Origin of the sequence: Terriglobus tenax (genome assembly GCF_025685395.1) — a bacterium.
In the GTDB taxonomy this organism is placed as follows: Bacteria; Acidobacteriota; Terriglobia; order Terriglobales; family Acidobacteriaceae; genus Terriglobus; species Terriglobus tenax.
The window spans coordinates 2,803,450-2,820,285 of sequence record NZ_JAGSYA010000004.1 but is presented as its reverse complement, the minus strand read 5'-3'; the positions used below and the strand labels follow the sequence as shown (position 1 = coordinate 2,820,285).

Annotated in this window: 15 protein-coding genes; 7 read left to right on the top strand and 8 right to left on the bottom strand. The window is 58.9% G+C overall.

The genetic code is table 11. The features are described from left to right. Nucleotides 1–23: 23 nt before the first annotated feature. Nucleotides 24–3,326: an efflux RND transporter permease subunit gene (locus tag OHL13_RS17660; RefSeq protein WP_317889939.1), complete on the bottom strand. Its 3,303-nt coding sequence runs from the start codon at nucleotides 3,324–3,326 to the stop codon at nucleotides 24–26. Nucleotides 3,327–3,680: 354 nt separating this feature from the next. Between OHL13_RS17660 and OHL13_RS17655 the strand changes: the two genes are divergently transcribed. Together OHL13_RS17655 and OHL13_RS17650 are read left to right on the top strand one after the other, a co-directional pair. Further along, nucleotides 3,681–4,196 carry a Dps family protein gene (locus OHL13_RS17655; protein WP_263411435.1) on the top strand — a complete coding sequence of 172 codons (516 nt, stop codon included), beginning with the start codon at nucleotides 3,681–3,683 and terminating at the stop codon, nucleotides 4,194–4,196. 115 nt (nucleotides 4,197–4,311) lie between these two features. Next, a complete protein-coding gene (locus OHL13_RS17650; RefSeq protein WP_263411434.1) occupies nucleotides 4,312–5,790 on the top strand; it encodes a multicopper oxidase family protein in 1,479 nt (492 codons plus the stop codon). A gap of 101 nt (nucleotides 5,791–5,891) precedes the next feature. Here the strand turns inward: OHL13_RS17650 and OHL13_RS17645 are convergent, their stop codons facing one another. From OHL13_RS17645 to OHL13_RS17635, 3 genes are all read right to left on the bottom strand, one after another. Beyond that, complete coding sequence (locus OHL13_RS17645) at nucleotides 5,892–6,488, bottom strand: RNA polymerase sigma factor (RefSeq protein ID WP_263411433.1); 597 nt, start codon at nucleotides 6,486–6,488, stop codon at nucleotides 5,892–5,894. Between the two features lie 113 nt (nucleotides 6,489–6,601). Next, on the bottom strand, nucleotides 6,602–6,895 hold the full coding sequence (locus OHL13_RS17640; protein WP_263411432.1) for a hypothetical protein: 294 nt from the start codon (nucleotides 6,893–6,895) through the stop codon (nucleotides 6,602–6,604). A gap of 136 nt (nucleotides 6,896–7,031) precedes the next feature. Next, nucleotides 7,032–7,175, bottom strand: coding sequence for a hypothetical protein (locus tag OHL13_RS17635; protein WP_263411431.1), 144 nt, complete (start codon nucleotides 7,173–7,175; stop codon nucleotides 7,032–7,034). 125 nt (nucleotides 7,176–7,300) lie between these two features. Here OHL13_RS17635 and OHL13_RS17630 point away from each other — a divergent pair, with 125 nt between their 5' ends. From OHL13_RS17630 to OHL13_RS17620, 3 genes are all read left to right on the top strand, one after another. After that, nucleotides 7,301–7,723: a hypothetical protein gene (locus tag OHL13_RS17630; RefSeq protein ID WP_263411430.1), complete on the top strand. Its 423-nt coding sequence runs from the start codon at nucleotides 7,301–7,303 to the stop codon at nucleotides 7,721–7,723. Nucleotides 7,724–7,771: 48 nt separating this feature from the next. Beyond that, nucleotides 7,772–8,314 carry a DUF4136 domain-containing protein gene (locus tag OHL13_RS17625; RefSeq protein WP_263411429.1) on the top strand — a complete coding sequence of 181 codons (543 nt, stop codon included), beginning with the start codon at nucleotides 7,772–7,774 and terminating at the stop codon, nucleotides 8,312–8,314. A 70-nt stretch (nucleotides 8,315–8,384) separates the two neighbouring features. Next, nucleotides 8,385–9,758: a PP2C family protein-serine/threonine phosphatase gene (locus OHL13_RS17620; protein WP_263411428.1), complete on the top strand. Its 1,374-nt coding sequence runs from the start codon at nucleotides 8,385–8,387 to the stop codon at nucleotides 9,756–9,758. A 351-nt stretch (nucleotides 9,759–10,109) separates the two neighbouring features. On the opposite strand, the gene OHL13_RS17615 is transcribed toward OHL13_RS17620, so the two are convergent. Next, entirely contained in the window at nucleotides 10,110–11,375 is a 1,266-nt protein-coding gene (locus tag OHL13_RS17615; protein ID WP_263411427.1) for a cupin domain-containing protein, read from the bottom strand. 274 nt (nucleotides 11,376–11,649) lie between these two features. On the opposite strand from OHL13_RS17615, the gene OHL13_RS17610 reads away from it, so the two are divergent. Further along, nucleotides 11,650–12,009, top strand: coding sequence for a hypothetical protein (locus OHL13_RS17610; protein WP_263411426.1), 360 nt, complete (start codon nucleotides 11,650–11,652; stop codon nucleotides 12,007–12,009). Nucleotides 12,010–12,079: 70 nt separating this feature from the next. Here the strand turns inward: OHL13_RS17610 and OHL13_RS17605 are convergent, their stop codons facing one another. From OHL13_RS17605 to OHL13_RS17595, 3 genes are all read right to left on the bottom strand, one after another. After that, nucleotides 12,080–13,087, bottom strand: coding sequence for a sigma-54 interaction domain-containing protein (locus tag OHL13_RS17605; RefSeq protein ID WP_263411425.1), 1,008 nt, complete (start codon nucleotides 13,085–13,087; stop codon nucleotides 12,080–12,082). A 133-nt stretch (nucleotides 13,088–13,220) separates the two neighbouring features. Next, a complete protein-coding gene (locus tag OHL13_RS17600; protein WP_263411424.1) occupies nucleotides 13,221–14,666 on the bottom strand; it encodes an alginate export family protein in 1,446 nt (481 codons plus the stop codon). Nucleotides 14,667–14,777: 111 nt separating this feature from the next. Beyond that, the gene (locus OHL13_RS17595; RefSeq protein ID WP_263411423.1) at nucleotides 14,778–15,902 is read right to left on the bottom strand and encodes an FAD binding domain-containing protein; all 1,125 of its coding nucleotides are present in this window, start codon (nucleotides 15,900–15,902) and stop codon (nucleotides 14,778–14,780) included. A gap of 290 nt (nucleotides 15,903–16,192) precedes the next feature. Between OHL13_RS17595 and OHL13_RS17590 the strand changes: the two genes are divergently transcribed. Continuing rightward, on the top strand, nucleotides 16,193–16,831 hold the full coding sequence (locus OHL13_RS17590; protein WP_263411422.1) for a response regulator: 639 nt from the start codon (nucleotides 16,193–16,195) through the stop codon (nucleotides 16,829–16,831). Nucleotides 16,832–16,836 lie beyond the last annotated feature (5 nt).

Sequence of the window (16,836 nt, the reverse complement as noted above, 5' to 3'; positions counted from 1 at the left end):
TCCCTCTGCTCCGGTCCGTTCCATCACTGCGCCTCCGCCATATCCGCTGTTTCCGCGGCTTCCAGGTCAATCAACTTGTCATAATCAACAGGTGCTGACTTGCGCAGGTAGCTGTAAACAACCGGGATGAAAAACAAATTCGATACGGTTACGAACAACAAACCGCCAATCACCGCACGGCCCAACGGAGCGTTCTGTTCGCCGCCCTGCCCAAAGGCCATCGCCATCGGCAACATGCCAAGCACCATGGCCAGCGCCGTCATAATCACCGGACGCATGCGCACAAAGCCCGCGGACAGCGCAGCCTCCAGCGGCTTCTTTCCATCCAGTTGCTCATCGTTCGCAAAGGTAATAATCAGGATGGCGTTTGAAGTCGCCACACCAATCGTCATCAGCGTTCCCATCAGGGAAGGCACGCTCAGCGTGGTCCTGGTAAGAAACAGCATCCACAGGATGCCGGCCAGCGCCGAAGGAATGGTCGACAGCACAATCAGCGGATCGGTCCACGACTGGAAATTGACTGCCATCAGCAGATACACCAGCAGAATGGCGCACAGAACACCGATGCCAAGCCGCGTGAACGACTCCTTCATCGTCTTCGTCTGACCACGGAGCGTAATCGTGGATCCGGCAGGAAGCTGTGACTGGTACTTGCGGATGATCTTCTCCACATCCTTGGACACGCTTCCAAGATCGCGCCCATCCGGCGTCACCATAATGTCGTAGACCGGCCGGATGTCGTAGTGATCGATCGCCTCCATCGTCACGCCACGCTTGAAGCTGGCCAGGTTGCCCAGGTACTCTGCAGGGTTATTCGTCGCATTCGGATTTCCGTAGTCAAGCGTGCCGGCCGCCGGCGCCTGCAGCGTTCCCGCGGAAGCCACCGGCGAATAAAGCGATCCCGGCGTTCCCGTAACCGGCGTCTGCGCCAGTGCCGACAACGAATCCAGCTTGTACTGCGGCGTCTGCACCAGGATCGAATAGCTTGCACCGTTCGCAGGATCAACCCACTGGTTCGGCGCCAACTGTCCGCTCGCACTCAACGAAACCAGCGTGTTGCCCACAACATCTCTCTGGCTCAACCCCGCCTGCTGCGCCCTTACGCGGTCAACATCCACGTTGATCGTGGGGTAGTTCGGCTCCTGGAAGATGTTGACATCCGCCGTCCCGGGCAGCCGCTTCACCTCGTCCCGGATCGCTCGTGCCACCTTGTAGTCGCCGTCGTTGTCACGGCCCCCAATCTGGATGTCGATCGGCGCAGCCAGACCGAAATCCAGGATCTGTGTCGTCATGTCCGCCGGTTCAAAGAAGCTCGTGCTGTCCGGAAACTTGTCGTGCAGCATCTTGCGAATCTGCGCCACATACGGCTCGCTGCGCTCGCCATCCTTCATGGCAATCAGGATGTCGCCATCGCCATTCCCGATCGTCGACGTCCCACCGAAGGCAAGGTTCACACCACTTGCAGGAAGACCAATGTTGTCCAGAATCGTATCGATCTTGTCCCGTGGAATAATCGTGCGGATCTCGCGCTCCACATTGCTGAACAGGACCTCGGTCTCTTCAATCCGCGTGCCGGCGGGCGCACGCAGATGCAGCTTGATCTGCCCCGCATCGACAGAAGGAAAGAAGTCCTGCCCAATAAAGATCAGCAGCACAAACGAGGCAAGAATCAACGCGCCGTAGGACAACGCAAAAACGCGGCGGTGATGCAGAACCTTCTCCAGCAGACCTTTATAGCTGTGCCGTACCTGCTCGAACCTGTGATTGAACGCCTTGTGAATCTTCCACAACCGGCTATCGTCCGGACGTGCTGGCTCGTCCTCGGGCCGCTCAATGCGCGGCACCTCGGGCTTCATCAGGTAGTGCATCAGCGTCGGCACCAGTGTGCGCGTCAGCAGATACGAGGTCATCATGGCGAAAACAACCGCCATGGCCAGTGGAGTAAACAGAAACTTCGCCGTACCCGACAACAGGAACGCAGGCACAAACACAATGCAGATGGAGAGCGTCGCCACCAGCGTGGGCGTTGCAATCTGCGAAGCTCCATCCAGGATCGCCCGGACAATCGGCTTTCGCATCGCGATATTGCGATTGGTGTTCTCAATCTCAACCGTCGCGTCATCCACCAGGATGCCCACCGCCAGTGCAAGGCCGCCAAGTGTCATCACGTTGATCGTCTCGCCCATCACATTCAGCAGCAGGATCGACGTCAGGATCGACAACGGGATGGAGAGACACACAATCAGGGTGCTGCGTGCACTGCCCAGGAACAGCAGGATCATAATGCCGGTAAGCCCGGCGGCAATCGTCGCCTCGCGCACCACATCAATCACGGCCTCGCGCACAAATACTGACTGGTCAAACAACGGCTTGATCTGCAGCCCCTTCGGCAATCCGGCGGCAATCAACGGAATCTTCTTCCGCACATTGCTCACAATCGAAAGCGTGGACGTCGAACCGTTCTTCAATACGGTCAGCAGAGCGCCGCGTGTTCCGTCCTGCCGCACAATATTCGTCTGCACCTGGAAGCCATCGCGCACATGGGCCACGTCCTTCACGTAAACCTCGGCCCCGTTCGTGCTCTTGATCGGAATCATGTTGAACTGCTGCACCGCGGTGGGGCTGCTGTTCGTCTTCACCAGGTAATCCCGCGTACCCATCTTGATGGTGCCTGCCGGCAGAATCGGGCTCTGGTTCGTAATAGCGTTCGAAATATCCGCCGCCGACACCTGGTAGGAGTACATCGCCTGCGGGTCCGTATCCACCATGATCGAGCGCGTCTTGCCGCCATACGGCAGCGGCACCGCAATACCGGGAATACTCGACAGGTCCGTGCGGATGAAGTTCTGCGCAAAGTCCGCCAGCTTCTGCTCCGTCAGTGTCTGGCTCTCAATTCCGAGCTGCAGAATCGGCACACTTGACGCGTCATACTTCACAATCAGCGGCGGAAAGGTTCCCGGAGGAAACAACCGCAGCAGCGTCTGGCTTACAGCCGTAATCTGCGAGACGCCCATATCCACATTGGCGGTCGGTTGAAAGTAAACGTGGATGACCGCGACACCGCTATACGACCGCGATTCGATATGCTCGATATCGTTGACCGTGGTCGTCATCGCGCGCTCTGAGATCGTCACGATGCGGTTGGTCATATCATCCGGAGAGATACCGCTGTACGTCCAGATCACACTCACAACCGGAATATTGATCGCAGGAAAAATATCCGTCGGCATCGTCGCCACGGACCCCAGACCAAACACCGCAATCAGGATCGACATCACCACAAACGTGTAAGGACGTTTGAGTGCGATCCGGACCAGCCACATCATAGCGAGCTCCTCGTTTGCACACGGAGGGTTGATCCCTGTGTGCTCTGCCTTGTTGTTCGTTTACTCTGTACACCGATACGCGCACAGGCAGATTCGCCATGAAAGAATGCACGCTTCGTGCCAACCCTAAGTGGCTGCAAACACTGGCAGGCATGCACGGCCGGTGTCGTCCTGTCGACACATGTGTCAATGCCTCAACACATCACGCCATGCGTGGGGCACGCACAACGCCTTTCGCTGCCCCATCCGGAAGCATCCCCCGAGAGGGGGATGCTTCCTCTACCCGGCAGAGGCTGTGAGAAAATCCACGCCCGTCGCACCATAAACAGGTAAGCAATCACAGCGAGGATCCACATGACGAAAAGATCTGAACTCATACAGCGACGCAAAGCCCCTCTCACCGTGGCATCCGACGTTGCCCCGAAAGCAGTCAACGATATCTCCGCGGGCCTTACCGTCCTTCTGGCCGATGTCTTCGCGCTCTATCTCAAAACGAAGAACTTCCACTGGCACATGAGCGGACCGCACTTCCGCGACTATCACCTTCTGCTCGATGACCACGGCGACCAGATCTTCGCCATGACCGACGACATCGCGGAGCGCGCCCGCAAGCTTGGCGGCACCACGATCCGCTCCATCGGCCACATCGCCCGCCTCCAGCGCTCGGCGGACAACGACGCCGACTACGTCACGCCCGCCGACATGCTGAGTGAGCTGCACGAAGACGAGAAGGCGCTCGCGCTCCGCATGTTCTCCCTGCACACGCTCTGCGATGAGTTCGGCGATGTAGCCACCGCGAGCCTGCTTGAAAACTGGATTGACCAGTCGCAACGCCGCAGCTGGTTCCTGTTTGAGATGACGCGTAACTAAACCACTTCATTCGAAGCTGCCTGGCAGCCTATTTCGACCAGAGCGATGCGGCAGGACCGGCCTCCCCGAACGTCCGCATCGTTCTTTTTTTGTTTCCCAGATAAGGAGCCCACCCATGACACCCTCCATCAGCGCACGCCATGGCCTTCCTTCCCTCGCCCTGGCTCTGCTGTGCTGTTCCTGCTCTTCCTTCGCACAACAAAATCTCCCCACCATTCCCGTGGCCGCCTCGCCCGTCATACTTGACGCCGTCACCGATGGTCAAACCGGCAAAGCTTCCTTCGCCTACCAGGGCAAGGAGATTCCTCCCGTCATCCATGCATCGCCGGGGCAAACCATTCAGGTGGACTACCGCAACCACCTCACATCGCACTCCGGGGAACAGTGCACGCATGGCTCCTGCAGCGACATGACCAACCTGCACTTCCACGGTCTCCATGTCTCTCCGCAGGCACCGCAGGACGACGTCCTCACCATGATGGCAATGCCCGGCGAGTCGCTGCACTATCGCGTGGAGATTCCGGGTGACCAGCCGCCGGGGCTCTACTGGTATCACACGCATCCGCATGGAGAGAACTATCGTCAGCTGCTCGATGGCATGTCCGGAGCCATCATCATCGACGGCATGGAACGTTACGTCCCCGAGGTCCGCAGCCTTCGCGAACGCCTCCTCATTCTGCGCGACACAGAACTCGAGCAGGACGCACCGTCACTCGCAGAGGCAAAGCGCGTCGAGCTTCCCGCAACCGGATGCAGTCGGGGCGGAGAAGCTCCTGAGCGCATCTTCACCGTCAACGGAGTCATCAGACCATCCATCGACATCGCACCCGGCGAACGCCAGTTCTGGCGCATCGTCAACGCATCTCCTGATCTCTATGCCGATCTCGCCATCGATGCTTCCACCATGAAAGTCATCGCCCGCGACGGCATGCCGCTGGCCTACCATGATCCCTCGCGGCCATTCGAGATGCTGGAACATATCCTTGTCCCACCTGCAGGCCGCGTGGAAGCCATCATCACTGGCCCACCCGCAGGCACACACGCTTCCCTCAGGACACGCTGTGTCGATACTGGCCCGGACGGCGACCCGAATCCCGCCATGGTGCTTGCCGATCTGAACACTGCGGCCGCGCCTCATCGCATCCCGGCATCCTCAACGGCAAAGCTTCCGCCGGCCCTGCATAAACGCATCGCCGCACCGTTGCTCGCGCACCTCAAAAGCACAGAGCCTGCCTATATCGTTCGCTTCACCGAAGACAAGCACGGCTTCTATATCAATGGAAAAGCCTTTGAGCCGTCTGACGCCCCCATGCTTACCGTCAACATTGGCGACTATCAACACTGGCGCGTCATCAACGAAACAGGCGAGCTCCACCCGTTTCATATCCACCAGGTACATTTTCTTCCGTATGCCACCAACGCCGTCGCAGCGGAGAACCCGGACTGGCTGGACACAGTCAATGTGCCCGTCGGCGGAACAGTCGACATGGTCATGGACTTCACCGATCCCATCATTCGTGGCATGAGCGTCTTCCACTGCCACCTCATTCAGCATGAGGACAAAGGCATGATGGCCAAGATCCTCTTCCAGTAGACCTCCTCACACAAAACGAAAAACAGAGCGCCTCAACCCATGAAGTTGAGGCGCTCTATCCATGTCCAGTCGTTCTGCTCTACCTTGATCGTTTCCTCGGCCTATCGCGGAACCTCGGCAAGAATCATCTTGCGTGCACGCAGCAGGCGCGACTTGGTGGCTGCCTGGCTGATGCCACGCTTCTTTGAGATCTCGTCAATCGAAAGCTCTTCCGCAAAGCGGTCAAGCGTAATGTCATGCAGATTGCTGGAAAGCTTGCCGAGCACGCGCTGCACCAGGCTCAGATACTCACGCTGCAGGCACTCATGCTCCGGCGATGCTGCGTCAGAGGTCAGCACCTCCATCAGCGTATGCTCCGGCCCAACCGTCTCTTCCAGCGAGTAGACGGCGGTATTGCCGCGCTTACGAAGGTGCATCAGCGAAACGTTGATCACAATCCGGCTCAACCAGGTCGAAAAAGCGGAGTCGCCGCGGAAGGTATCGATCTTCTTGAACAACCGCACCATCGCATCCTGTACGGCATCTTCCGCATCTTCGCTGTGCTTGAGAATGCGATACGCAACGTTGTACGCCCGCTTGCGATGCCGCCGCACCAGCTCTTCAAACGCATCGGAATCTCCCTGGCGCGCAGACTCCACAAGACGGCCTACGGGGGCATCACAGATATTCGTAAAGGTTCTGCAATATTGACTGGACATTGAATGAAGCTCCTCTTTTGCGGATCTCGCGACAGCGTTTGAAGACCTCTGTCATTACGCTAAGAATCATGCATATTCACAGAATGCAAAACGCCCATGCGGGCAAGCGTTCATTACCCCATTCGGGGGAAATTCAAAATCTCGATCAATCCACGGTCGGCAATGCCATCGCGCTTCGAATACCCGGCAAACCTGCGATGGAGTTCGTACTGCTCCACACGAACGCGCAAACGCTCGTTCTTGCACAGCAGTTCCGCAATCACTGCAGACAGAGTGCGAACCTCCTCCTTCAGCAGGCTTGCTTCCGTCAGCAGCTGTTCGCGTTCTATCTCCATGGATCTTCCCGCCGCATCATCACCCTGTGCGCCATCGCTCGCAGTCATGTTGGGTATCGAAGGTATGCTCATCGGTGAAGCTCCTGTACCGCCATTCCCGGTGAAGCCAGAAGGGACCGCTTCAAGAGCGGATAGCACCATAGGAACACGCCCTGCAATCCGCGTAATCCCTCAGAGGAGTGGTTTTTCTCTCCTGCTCTTAGGTCGCTCAGCGGGCATCCATATCCAGCCGGTCAGCGCACTCACGAATCGTGTGTGTCCATATATCGACATCGCTGACGAAACGGCGACGATCATCGCTCTTCTTCCACAGCTCCGCAGCAACGTGTCCACTGTCTCCACCATCGCGCAAACCCTCCCCCAGACAAGGTTTTTCGCGATGCGGATGCCACGCCACCCATCTCCTTCCGGTTCGGCACGCGCCGTGCATTAGGAAAAGGCAGCGGCATCGGCAACCGGTGCCCAAAGGAGAGATATATGAAAAAGAGCATGGTTCTGATCTTGTTCGCGGTGTTCGCGTTTGCCGCTACCACTTCCCTGCATGCACAGCTCGGCTATGGAGTCACCTTCAACGCCCCCTTCCCCTTTTACGCGGAGAACACCCGCCTGCCTGCCGGCAACTATCGCATCACACAGGACACCGGCAGCGAGAATGTCGTTCTGATCGAGAGCACCGATGGTAAGCACGCCGCATTCCTCGACGTAACGCCGACTCAGACCGTTGAGCCTTACAACGATTCCGCCGTCGCCTTCCATAAGTACGGCAACGTGGAGTATCTGAATCGCGTCTGGGTTGCCGGTGAGCTGATGGGTTTCCATCTCGATCCCACCAGGATGGAGAAGAAGTACGAAGCCGCGAATGCCGCGCAGGAACACACCGTGGCCCTCGCCAAGCGCTAAGACCAATTGCTTTGAACGCCCCTCCGGGCCCTATCCATGGAGAGTTGTATGAAGACCATTTGCAAGTTTCTGTTCGCAGGCGCTCTGGCTGTTTCCACCTTCGCGGCTCACGCAGCACAGATCTCCACCGACTACGATCACGCGGTGAACTTTTCAACCTATAAGACCTACTCCTGGGCACATGTCTCCGCGGGAGACGGACTTTGGGAAGATCGCATCCGGCAGGACATCGATTCCCAGCTTGCCGCAAAGGGATGGACGAAGGTATCGCAGGGCGGGGATGCCGTCCTCACCGCTTTCCAATCCACCAAGGACCAGAAGACCCTCGACACCTTCTACAACGGCTTCGGCGGTGGCGGCTGGGGATGGCGCGGCTTCGGCGGTGCCGGCTTCAATAACTTCGGCAACTCTATCACCACAACCATGGTCACGCAGGTTGGAACTCTCGTCGTCGACGTCTTCGACAGCAAGAACCACAAGCTGATCTGGCGGGGAACACAGTCCGACGCTCTTTCCAACAATCCCGAAAAGAACGCCGAACAACTGGGCAAGGACATCCAGAAGCTCTTCCGCGCCTTCCCCCCGAAGTAATTCACCCAAACACGCACTTCTCCCCGGCGGACTTCAATCAAGGTCTGCCGGGGCATTTTTCTTTCCCGCTATGAGATACGAATTCGTCCTTCTATGCCTCGGCATCGTTGGCTGCAGTGTCGCTCTGCTGTCCATCGGCGCCGCTATCTTTCTCCCGACACGCAGCCGGCTCCCCTTCGTATGGTTCGGGCTCTTCGCACTTCTTTACAGCGGCAGCCTGCTCATACGGAACCACTGGCTCGACCTCGCCTTTGCCTGGAACGGCCACACACCGGCCTATCTGCAACGGGGCTTCTCCCTGCTCGCGCCCCTGCCTCTGCTGCTCCTGCTGCGGGGGCTTTACCAGTTAAAGTCACGCTCGTTCGCATGGCTCATGGTGGCCTACGGCGCCGTCGCAGCGCTCACACTCGCGGCCATCTTCCTGCAGAGCCAGCCGGAGATCCTTCCTCTCCCCGGAACCGCGCTCATCCTCGGCCTGCCGGTCTGCCTCCTGCCCGGGCGCGACCAGCTCACCGCGCGTCTGCGACTGGCCTCGCCCATCGTCACCCTCGGTGCCCTGCTCTTCTTTGCCGGCTATGCCTATGACCACGCACGTGGCATGATGTACGGCCATTGGACCAGCATCCTGGAACCCTTCGGCTTCCTCGCATTTCTCCTCTGTCTCTCGAACGAAACCCTCAACGCCTACGCCACAACCAGAACCCAGCTCACGCAGCTCAACACCGAGATGGAAGCCGCCGGCGTCATTCAGCAGTCCATCCTGTCAAAGCCGGTTGAGCACGCAGGCATTCGCGTCGCCGTACGCTATCTCCCCATGGAAGCTCTGGGCGGAGACTTCTACGACTTTCCCGTCCAGGACGACGAGGAACTCCACATCCTTCTCGCCGACGTCATCGGCCATGGCATCGGAGCCGCTCTCGTAACCTCCATGGTCAAGGCAGCCGTGCGCACCTTTGCCGGCGATACCTCCGCGCCAGGCCCCATCTTGACAGACCTCAATGCCGTTCTATGTTCCGAGGCCAGGGGCCAGTACGTCACCGCCACATACTTCGCCATCCATCGCAGCAACAACAGCTTCTCCTACACCTCGGCCGGCCACCCGCCGCCGCTCTATTGGAGCGCGCAGCAGCAACGCGTCGTCCACCTGGACAGCGAAGGCCTCCTGCTGGGCGTTCGCAATCACGAGCAATATACCGACACGCGCTTCAACACTACCGCGGGAGACCGCCTCCTTATCTACACAGACGGACTTTCCGAAGCATCCAACGCGGCAGGCGAAGAGTTCGGAGATCATCAGCTCGAAGCTCTGCTGCGCGCAAACAGCACGCAGCCCCCGGAACGCTTTGCCACACTGCTGCAGTCCGCCCTGCAGGCATGGACCTCAAACGGCACTCACAACCTGCAGAGAGACGACATCACCTTCCTCGTCGTCGCCTTTGATTAGCGAGTCTCCACCTTTAGTTTTTTCTTGATGGATGGCAAGGCATGTTTTTGAGAGATTCAGCCCTCAACCGAAGGGAGCAGAGGACTTCAGGCCCTTGCTCCCATCCAGGGTAAGGTCTTCAGCCTCGGAGAATCTTTCCCGATTCCTCAGGCACGCTCTGGTCCTCTGCAAGCTAAAGCCTTCCAGAAAGATCTTGCACCGAACAACAATGCGCCCTTGCTGATGGAGGGCAATATCCCCAGGTTGTAACAGGCCGGGCACAGAACCAGAGAACCCCAGACAACTCCGCATTTAACAGCAACGGGCCTCTCCGAAGAGAGACCCGTTGTCCATCAACAATGGATACCCGCGTTAGCGAATAACCTCCTGCTTCTCCGCAGGAATCTTCGCAATGGTTTCCGCATCCAGGTTCAGGTGGGCAGATACCGTCTCCACCGGCGTACGGCGGATCCAGCTATTCAGCGAGATGTCCATGAAGCGGTCCGTCGCAAACATCTCCAGGAAGACCAGGTCCGTGTCGCCCGTATTCTCGACATAGTGTCCGGCTACCGCTGGCACAAAGCCCACGTCATTGGCGTTGTAGTCCATGGTGCGCGCATTGCCCACCGGCATGAACACCGTCATACGCGCCTTGCCCTTGATGTAGAACTGCCACTCTGAGGCATTCGGATGCCAGTGCAGCTCACGCATCGCACCCGGCTTCACAATCACCAGGCCCGCGGCAATGTGCTTCGAGGTCGGGAAGTTGCTCGAGTCCACCACGCGGACCTCGCCACCTGCCGTCTTCTTCGTCGGCTCCATCGAACGCATCTTGAAGGTGTACTGCGGCGTCGACTCCACCTTGCGTCCACCCACCTGCGCCTTGTCCTCAGCAAGCGACTTCGGCAGATCGCTCGGGAAGATGTACAGCGATCCCGTCGGCAGCTTCTGCAGCTCGCTCTCCGGCAGACCGAAGTTCTTCTTCAGAACGTCCGTCGGGGTATGGGCAACCCACTCTGACAGCAGGAACGTATTGTCTTCCGAGAACGCGCCCTGGTTGAACACCAGCAGGAACTCGCAGCCATCCGGGCCCAGGCCCTGGATCGAGTGCGGATAGCCAGCCGGGAACACCCACAGATCGCCTTCGCTCACATCGTCAATAAAGATCGTTCCATCCGGGTTCAGCACTGTCACGCGAGCATTGCCGTACAGCATGTACGCCCACTCATCGGCGGTATGCCAATGCATCTCACGGTAGCTGCCGGCCGTCAGGCGCATGTTCACGCCGGCAATCTCGGTCGAGGTCGGGAACTCACGCTGTGTTACCTGGTGCGTCCAGCCGCCTTCCTGGATACGCTTCTTCACCAGGTCAAACGAGTACCAGATCGGACCCACATCCCCGAAGTCGCTCGGCGGAGGCGTGTTCGAATTCGGGTTCTGTGCCAGCAGGTTCTGGTTCTCCTGCCCCGGGTTGCTGACGGAATGATCATGCTCCGCCTTATCAACATTCTGGCGAGACTGGCCATGAGCAGGCAGCGCCGCAATGGCGGCAGCAGCAATCGCAGCCGAACCTGCTCCAAGGAAACTTCTCCGTGATGGATACATCATGTTGTCTTTCTTGTTCGTTGGCTCGCTCATGTAACGTTCTCCCTGCAGAGTTGAAATTCGTACCGCTGCTACGTTTCAAATGCTAGGGCGATACCAGCATCTTCCCCAGCCTCTACAAGGGGCTTTCCTGTGCCCCATATCGCGTATCTACGGCTTCCCCTAAATGGGTAACGGCATGGCAGAACACGATGGAGGGATACTCCACTCCCTCCATGGAGAGTGGCGGCACGAAGCGGCCCTTGCTACCTTGACTTCTGCCAGATCAAGAGATGTCTTGTCCGCGCATCTGGAAAAGGAGATCAGCATGTCACGCATTGCATCGTTGCAGAAGATTACCGTTGCCCTCGCCCTCACCCTTGGGCTCAGCTACACAGCCCACGCAGAGGAGGACCTGGTGCACGCGGTCCGCGGCGTGGTCAAGCACGTTGACCATACGGCCAAAGTCGTCACCATCAAGACCGCAGATGGCACGGAGCGCACCATCAAGTACACCGACCACACGGCGATCAAGGCCGGCAAGAAGACAGCACAGGTCCCCGCCGATACGTGGCTCGGCACCAAGGAAGGCTCGCGTGTCATTGTGCGCTACACCGAGACGGCCGGAGAAAAGACCGCTGTCGCCGTCAAAGACGCGGGAAAAGCAACCGCCAAAGCCGCTCGCTAAACAGCAACGGCCGGAACTCTACATGGCAGCATCGTAGAGTTCCGGCCGTCTTCTTTTACTCGAAAGCGGGTCAGCCAAACGACGCCATCGACATCGATTCCACCGGCGGAAACGCCCGCGACAGCAGTCCATGCGTCTCCGTCCGGGCGCGCGTCAGCCCAAGCTTCTTCATCTTCGCCAGCAGCGTCGTACGCGGAAGTCCAAGCCGCATGGCTGCGCCATATCGGCCGCCAATCACCCAGTTGGTCTCCTGCAGCGTCCGCTCAATATGGGTCCGCTCTGCCGCAACCAGCGTGGTCGCCGGCTCATGTGTGGTATCCAGCAGCATTCTCATCGACGACTCGCGAGGCTCCAGCGTCGTCCCATGCGATGTAATCACGGCGCGTTCCACAAAGTTCTGCAGCTCGCGCACGTTGCCGGGCCAGTGGTACTGCTGCAGGGCTACCAGCAGGTTCGCCGGAACAGAGTTGATCCTTTTTCCCAGACGCTCCGCATACACTCGCACAAAGTGCTCCACCAGCTCCGGAATATCGTCGCGACGGCTGCGAAGCGCCGGAACCTCAATAGGATAGACATTCAGCCGGTAGAACAGGTCCGCACGAAACTCCTTCGCCACCACCATCTGCTCCAGCGGAGCGTGTGTTGCCGCAATCACGCGCACATCCACAGGCATGGAACGGTTGCTTCCCAACCGCTCTACCTGGCGCTCCTGCAGCACACGCAGAATCTTCGGCTGCAGCTCCAGCGGCATATCTCCAATCTCATCAAGAAAGAGCGTGCCGCCATGCGCCGCCTGGAACTTGCCAATGGTCTGTGCAATCGCTCCGGTAAACGCGCCCTTCTCATGGCCGAACAACTCGCTCTCAAGCAGCGGAGCAGGAATAGCCGCGCAGTTCAGCGCGATGAACGGCTTGTGTCGGCGCGGACCTGCATCATGGATCGCCTTGGCCACCAGCTCCTTGCCAGTGCCCGTCTCGCCTTGAATCAACACGCAGCAGGCAATCGGAGCCACCATGCTGATGTCTTCTTCCAGGTTCTGCATCTTCCGGCTTGATCCTACGAGTTCAATCTTTTCCATGCTGGTCTCCATCGAATCGTGAACGTTTGCCAGTTCTCCAGAACTCTATGGCACGATCTGATCTTAGGTAGATACCCGGACTCCGGTAAGCTCCCACCGGGGGCGGTATCGCTCCCTCTATAGGGGAAGGTTGTTAGCGATCGTTTGACTCGCCCACCGGCAGATGATGATGGTTCGCCTTCATGCCTTTATCGCCGCTATGCAGCCGGAAGCGATATGTAAACGAGAGAAACGCAATCGTCTGCGGCACGCCCGCATCCGTATCCTTCACCGCTGCTCCCGGCGAATAATGGCCCACGCCAATGTTGGTCACGAAGTTGCCCGTAATGTACTTCGCATACACATCAAATCCCGTTCCAAGATCATCCGAGAGAAAACCCTTCGTTCCCGGGGCCGCCAGCACGCCGCCACCACCGCTGTACACCCCATCGCGCACCGTCGCCAGGTGCAGCGACTCGGCTTCCGCCGTGACCGTCAGTCCCTTCCTGGGAGCAACCGTAACGCCCACGCGCCGCTGCTTCATGTTCTGCCAGCCAAAAATATCCGTCAGTCCAAACGCATTGTGGTTACTCGGATAAAGCTGGTCAAAAGTCTTTCGTTTCGTCGGGTCCGAACCGTCATCGCCCGTCGCATAGTCATACTCAAGGCTTGACTCCGGCTTCCATCGCACCTTTTCCATGGTGTATCCGGCACGCACAATCAGGCCGCCTGCATCAATGCTCTGCCCGGCATAGCTGCCTCTCTGCAACGCTCCCGTAACGCGATAGAAAAAGCGCCCCGGCAGGTTCCCCGCGACAAACGCTCCGAAGGTCGCCTCCGTCTCCTGGCTGGACTTCTGCAGCGGACTCTTCACCCCGGAGAAAGTCTTCACAAACACAAACGGCTCAATCGCCGTCTTCGGAACAGCCTTGTCAATCGATACCAGCGCGCCATGAAAGTGCAGGCCCGCAGCTGACCGGTCAAAGCTCTCCGGCGAGATATTCACCACCGACGAGCTGAACAACGTCAGGCGCGTATCACCCTCCGTGCGGAACACGATGCCATCAAACGTACGGCTCACATTCGTCCAGTCGCTGATACCCACAAGCCGTTCATCGGCAAACCGAAGTGGCTGGCGACCCACCATCAGCTGCATTCTGCCGCTACGCAAAGACACAAGCGCCTGCCGCAGATCGAAGGTGTCTTTCATATTGCCTGCCGTCTGTTCCTTCGCCAGGCCAAGCGCATGGGCATCCTGTGCCTGCACATACAGGTTCAGCCATTGCGCCGGCTCCACCCGGAGTCCCACGCGCACGCGCGTCAGGTCATACACCGCAGACTTATCCCGGTCCTGGTTCACAGCCGTCTGCCCTTCGGTTCTCGAACGCAGCGAAAAATCCATCATCGCCCACCGCGGCATCGACGAGGTCTCAATCGAACGCGCCTCACCGGAGATCGTTGGGTAACGCGCATACTGCGCCAGCGCGCCGCGGGAACACAGCACCGCCATAAAGCCGGCAACAATGCACCGGACTATCCACACACAGATCTGGGTATCGAACCGCTTCACAGCGATGCCTCCGCTTGACAGGACTTGCATTGTCCTCAGCATCGCGTGAAACACAAAGAACGAACAGACTGCTTCGAGGGCAAAACGGCTCACTCAAGAGAGTGAGCCGCGCGGCACTCCTTGCAACGACGTCACCTTCTCTTAGTCGTGCATCCCAAGCTCCGCGCCCAGCCTTTGTCCATACGCGGCAATCGCCGAGCCCGCGGCCATGCGACGTTCTTCATAGCTCTGCAACGCGGCATCCAGGGTGGGCTCCTCAATCAGCACATCGCGCAACGTCATGGCATCGCCCGCTGCCTTTGAGATGCCCATGGCCGTATGCGGCCGCACAACATATGCGGCATCGCCCAGCAGCACAATGCGGCCGTGCCGCATCCGCGGCGCCTCATAATCGAAAATCGCCTGCAGAAACGGCCGCTCTTCCCGCAACAGAATCTCGCCCAACACCGGCGGCAGCAGCTCCTTCGCCGCCTTGTGCAACTCCTGCTTCGTCGCCGTCGACAAGCCACCCGCCGGAGCCGAGAACTGCCGGCGCTCTCCTGCATCCGAAGTCAACGCCTCCGCCAGCCTCTGCTCTGTCAGCACCCGGTACCACACCCAGTTGTAACGCCGCTCGCCCGCGCGCGTGCTGCCATCGGCCCCCGCAACCAGGTAGCCAAGATACTGCGACCGCGGTCCGTTATAAAACGTAAACCGCTCTGACACCAGCTCTGCGCTCTGCTCCGGCAACTGCGTCTCCGGCGCCAGTCCGCGATACGCGGCATAGCCGGCATACCTTGGCTCCGTACCAGGCGCCACCGCTTGCCGCACCACCGAGCCAATCCCATCGGCCCCGATCACCAGGTCGGCGATATCCTCTGATCCATCCGCAAACACCACGCGCGCCTGTTCCTCATCCGTCTCCACACGCACAACCGGCTTGCCCAGGTGATAGCACGCGTCCGGCACCTCGCTGCGAAAGGCTGTAAATAATAAATCCCAGGAGATCTGTGCCTGCGGTGTCTTCAGAGCTCCAATCACCTGCCCTGACCGTTCCAGGAAGATGCGTTCCTCCGCGACGACGCCCGTCCGCAACACATCCGGCCGTTGAATCTCGCGCAGAATCTCGGCAACCTCCTGCTGTGGAACCAGGCCGGCGCCCTTTCCTGCCAGCCCCGTCGGCGACCGTTCATAGATCGCAATCTCCCACCCGGCACGGCGCAACAGACCGCCCACAAACAACCCACCGACGGAACCACCCACAACAATCGCTTTTCTGGAACCCATTCGCGCTGCCTTTAAAGATTCGAGGTCTGAACTCAACCAGTAGTCCCCATGGGTTGCCGCACATCCGGCATCCCCCTTTTCTTGCATGCTACGTCACACATAACATCGCTTTCGGCCCCACTCTGGGCCAGACCTTGCCTACACTTTTGGGGGATACCGCGGGCAAAACTCCCGCTACACCTTCCGTTCTGCACAATACAAGCACCAGAATCCGGGGTCCGCATCGCTCAAAAGTGTAGAGTCATTCACGGGAATCCATGGCACTTTAGAAAGACAGCGAAATCCATCCGATGTATAAGAACTCTGACCAGCCAATCCGCATCATGACCGTCGACGATCATCCGGTCTTCCGCGAAGGAATTGGTGCCATGCTGGCAACTCAGCACGACATGCACCTGATCGCCGAGGCCTCCACCGGCCATGAAGCCGTGGAACTGTTCCGCGTGCATCAGCCGGACATCACGCTGATGGATCTGCGCCTCCCCGACATCACAGGGCTCGAAGCCATCGGCCTCATCCGCGAAAGCTTCCCCAACGCCCGCATGATCGTCCTCACCACCTACAAAGGCGACGTGCAGGCACTACGTGCCATCAAGGCCGGAGCCTCCGGCTACCTGCTGAAAAGCATGCTGCGCATGTACATGCTCGATACCATCCGTGCCGTGCACGCCGGCCATCGGCGCATCCCTCCGGAGATTGCCGCCGAAATGGCCGAACACGCCGCCGACGACACCCTGACCGCTCGAGAGATCCAGGTCCTGCAACAGGTAGCCGCCGGCAACGCCAACAAGATGATCGCCGACAAGCTCTCCATCAGCGAAGACACCGTCAAGGCGCACATGAAGAGCATCCTCTCCAAGCTGGCAGCTAACGATCGCACCCATGCCGTGACCATCGCCATCCGCCGCGGCTTTCTCGATCTGCAGTAACCAGC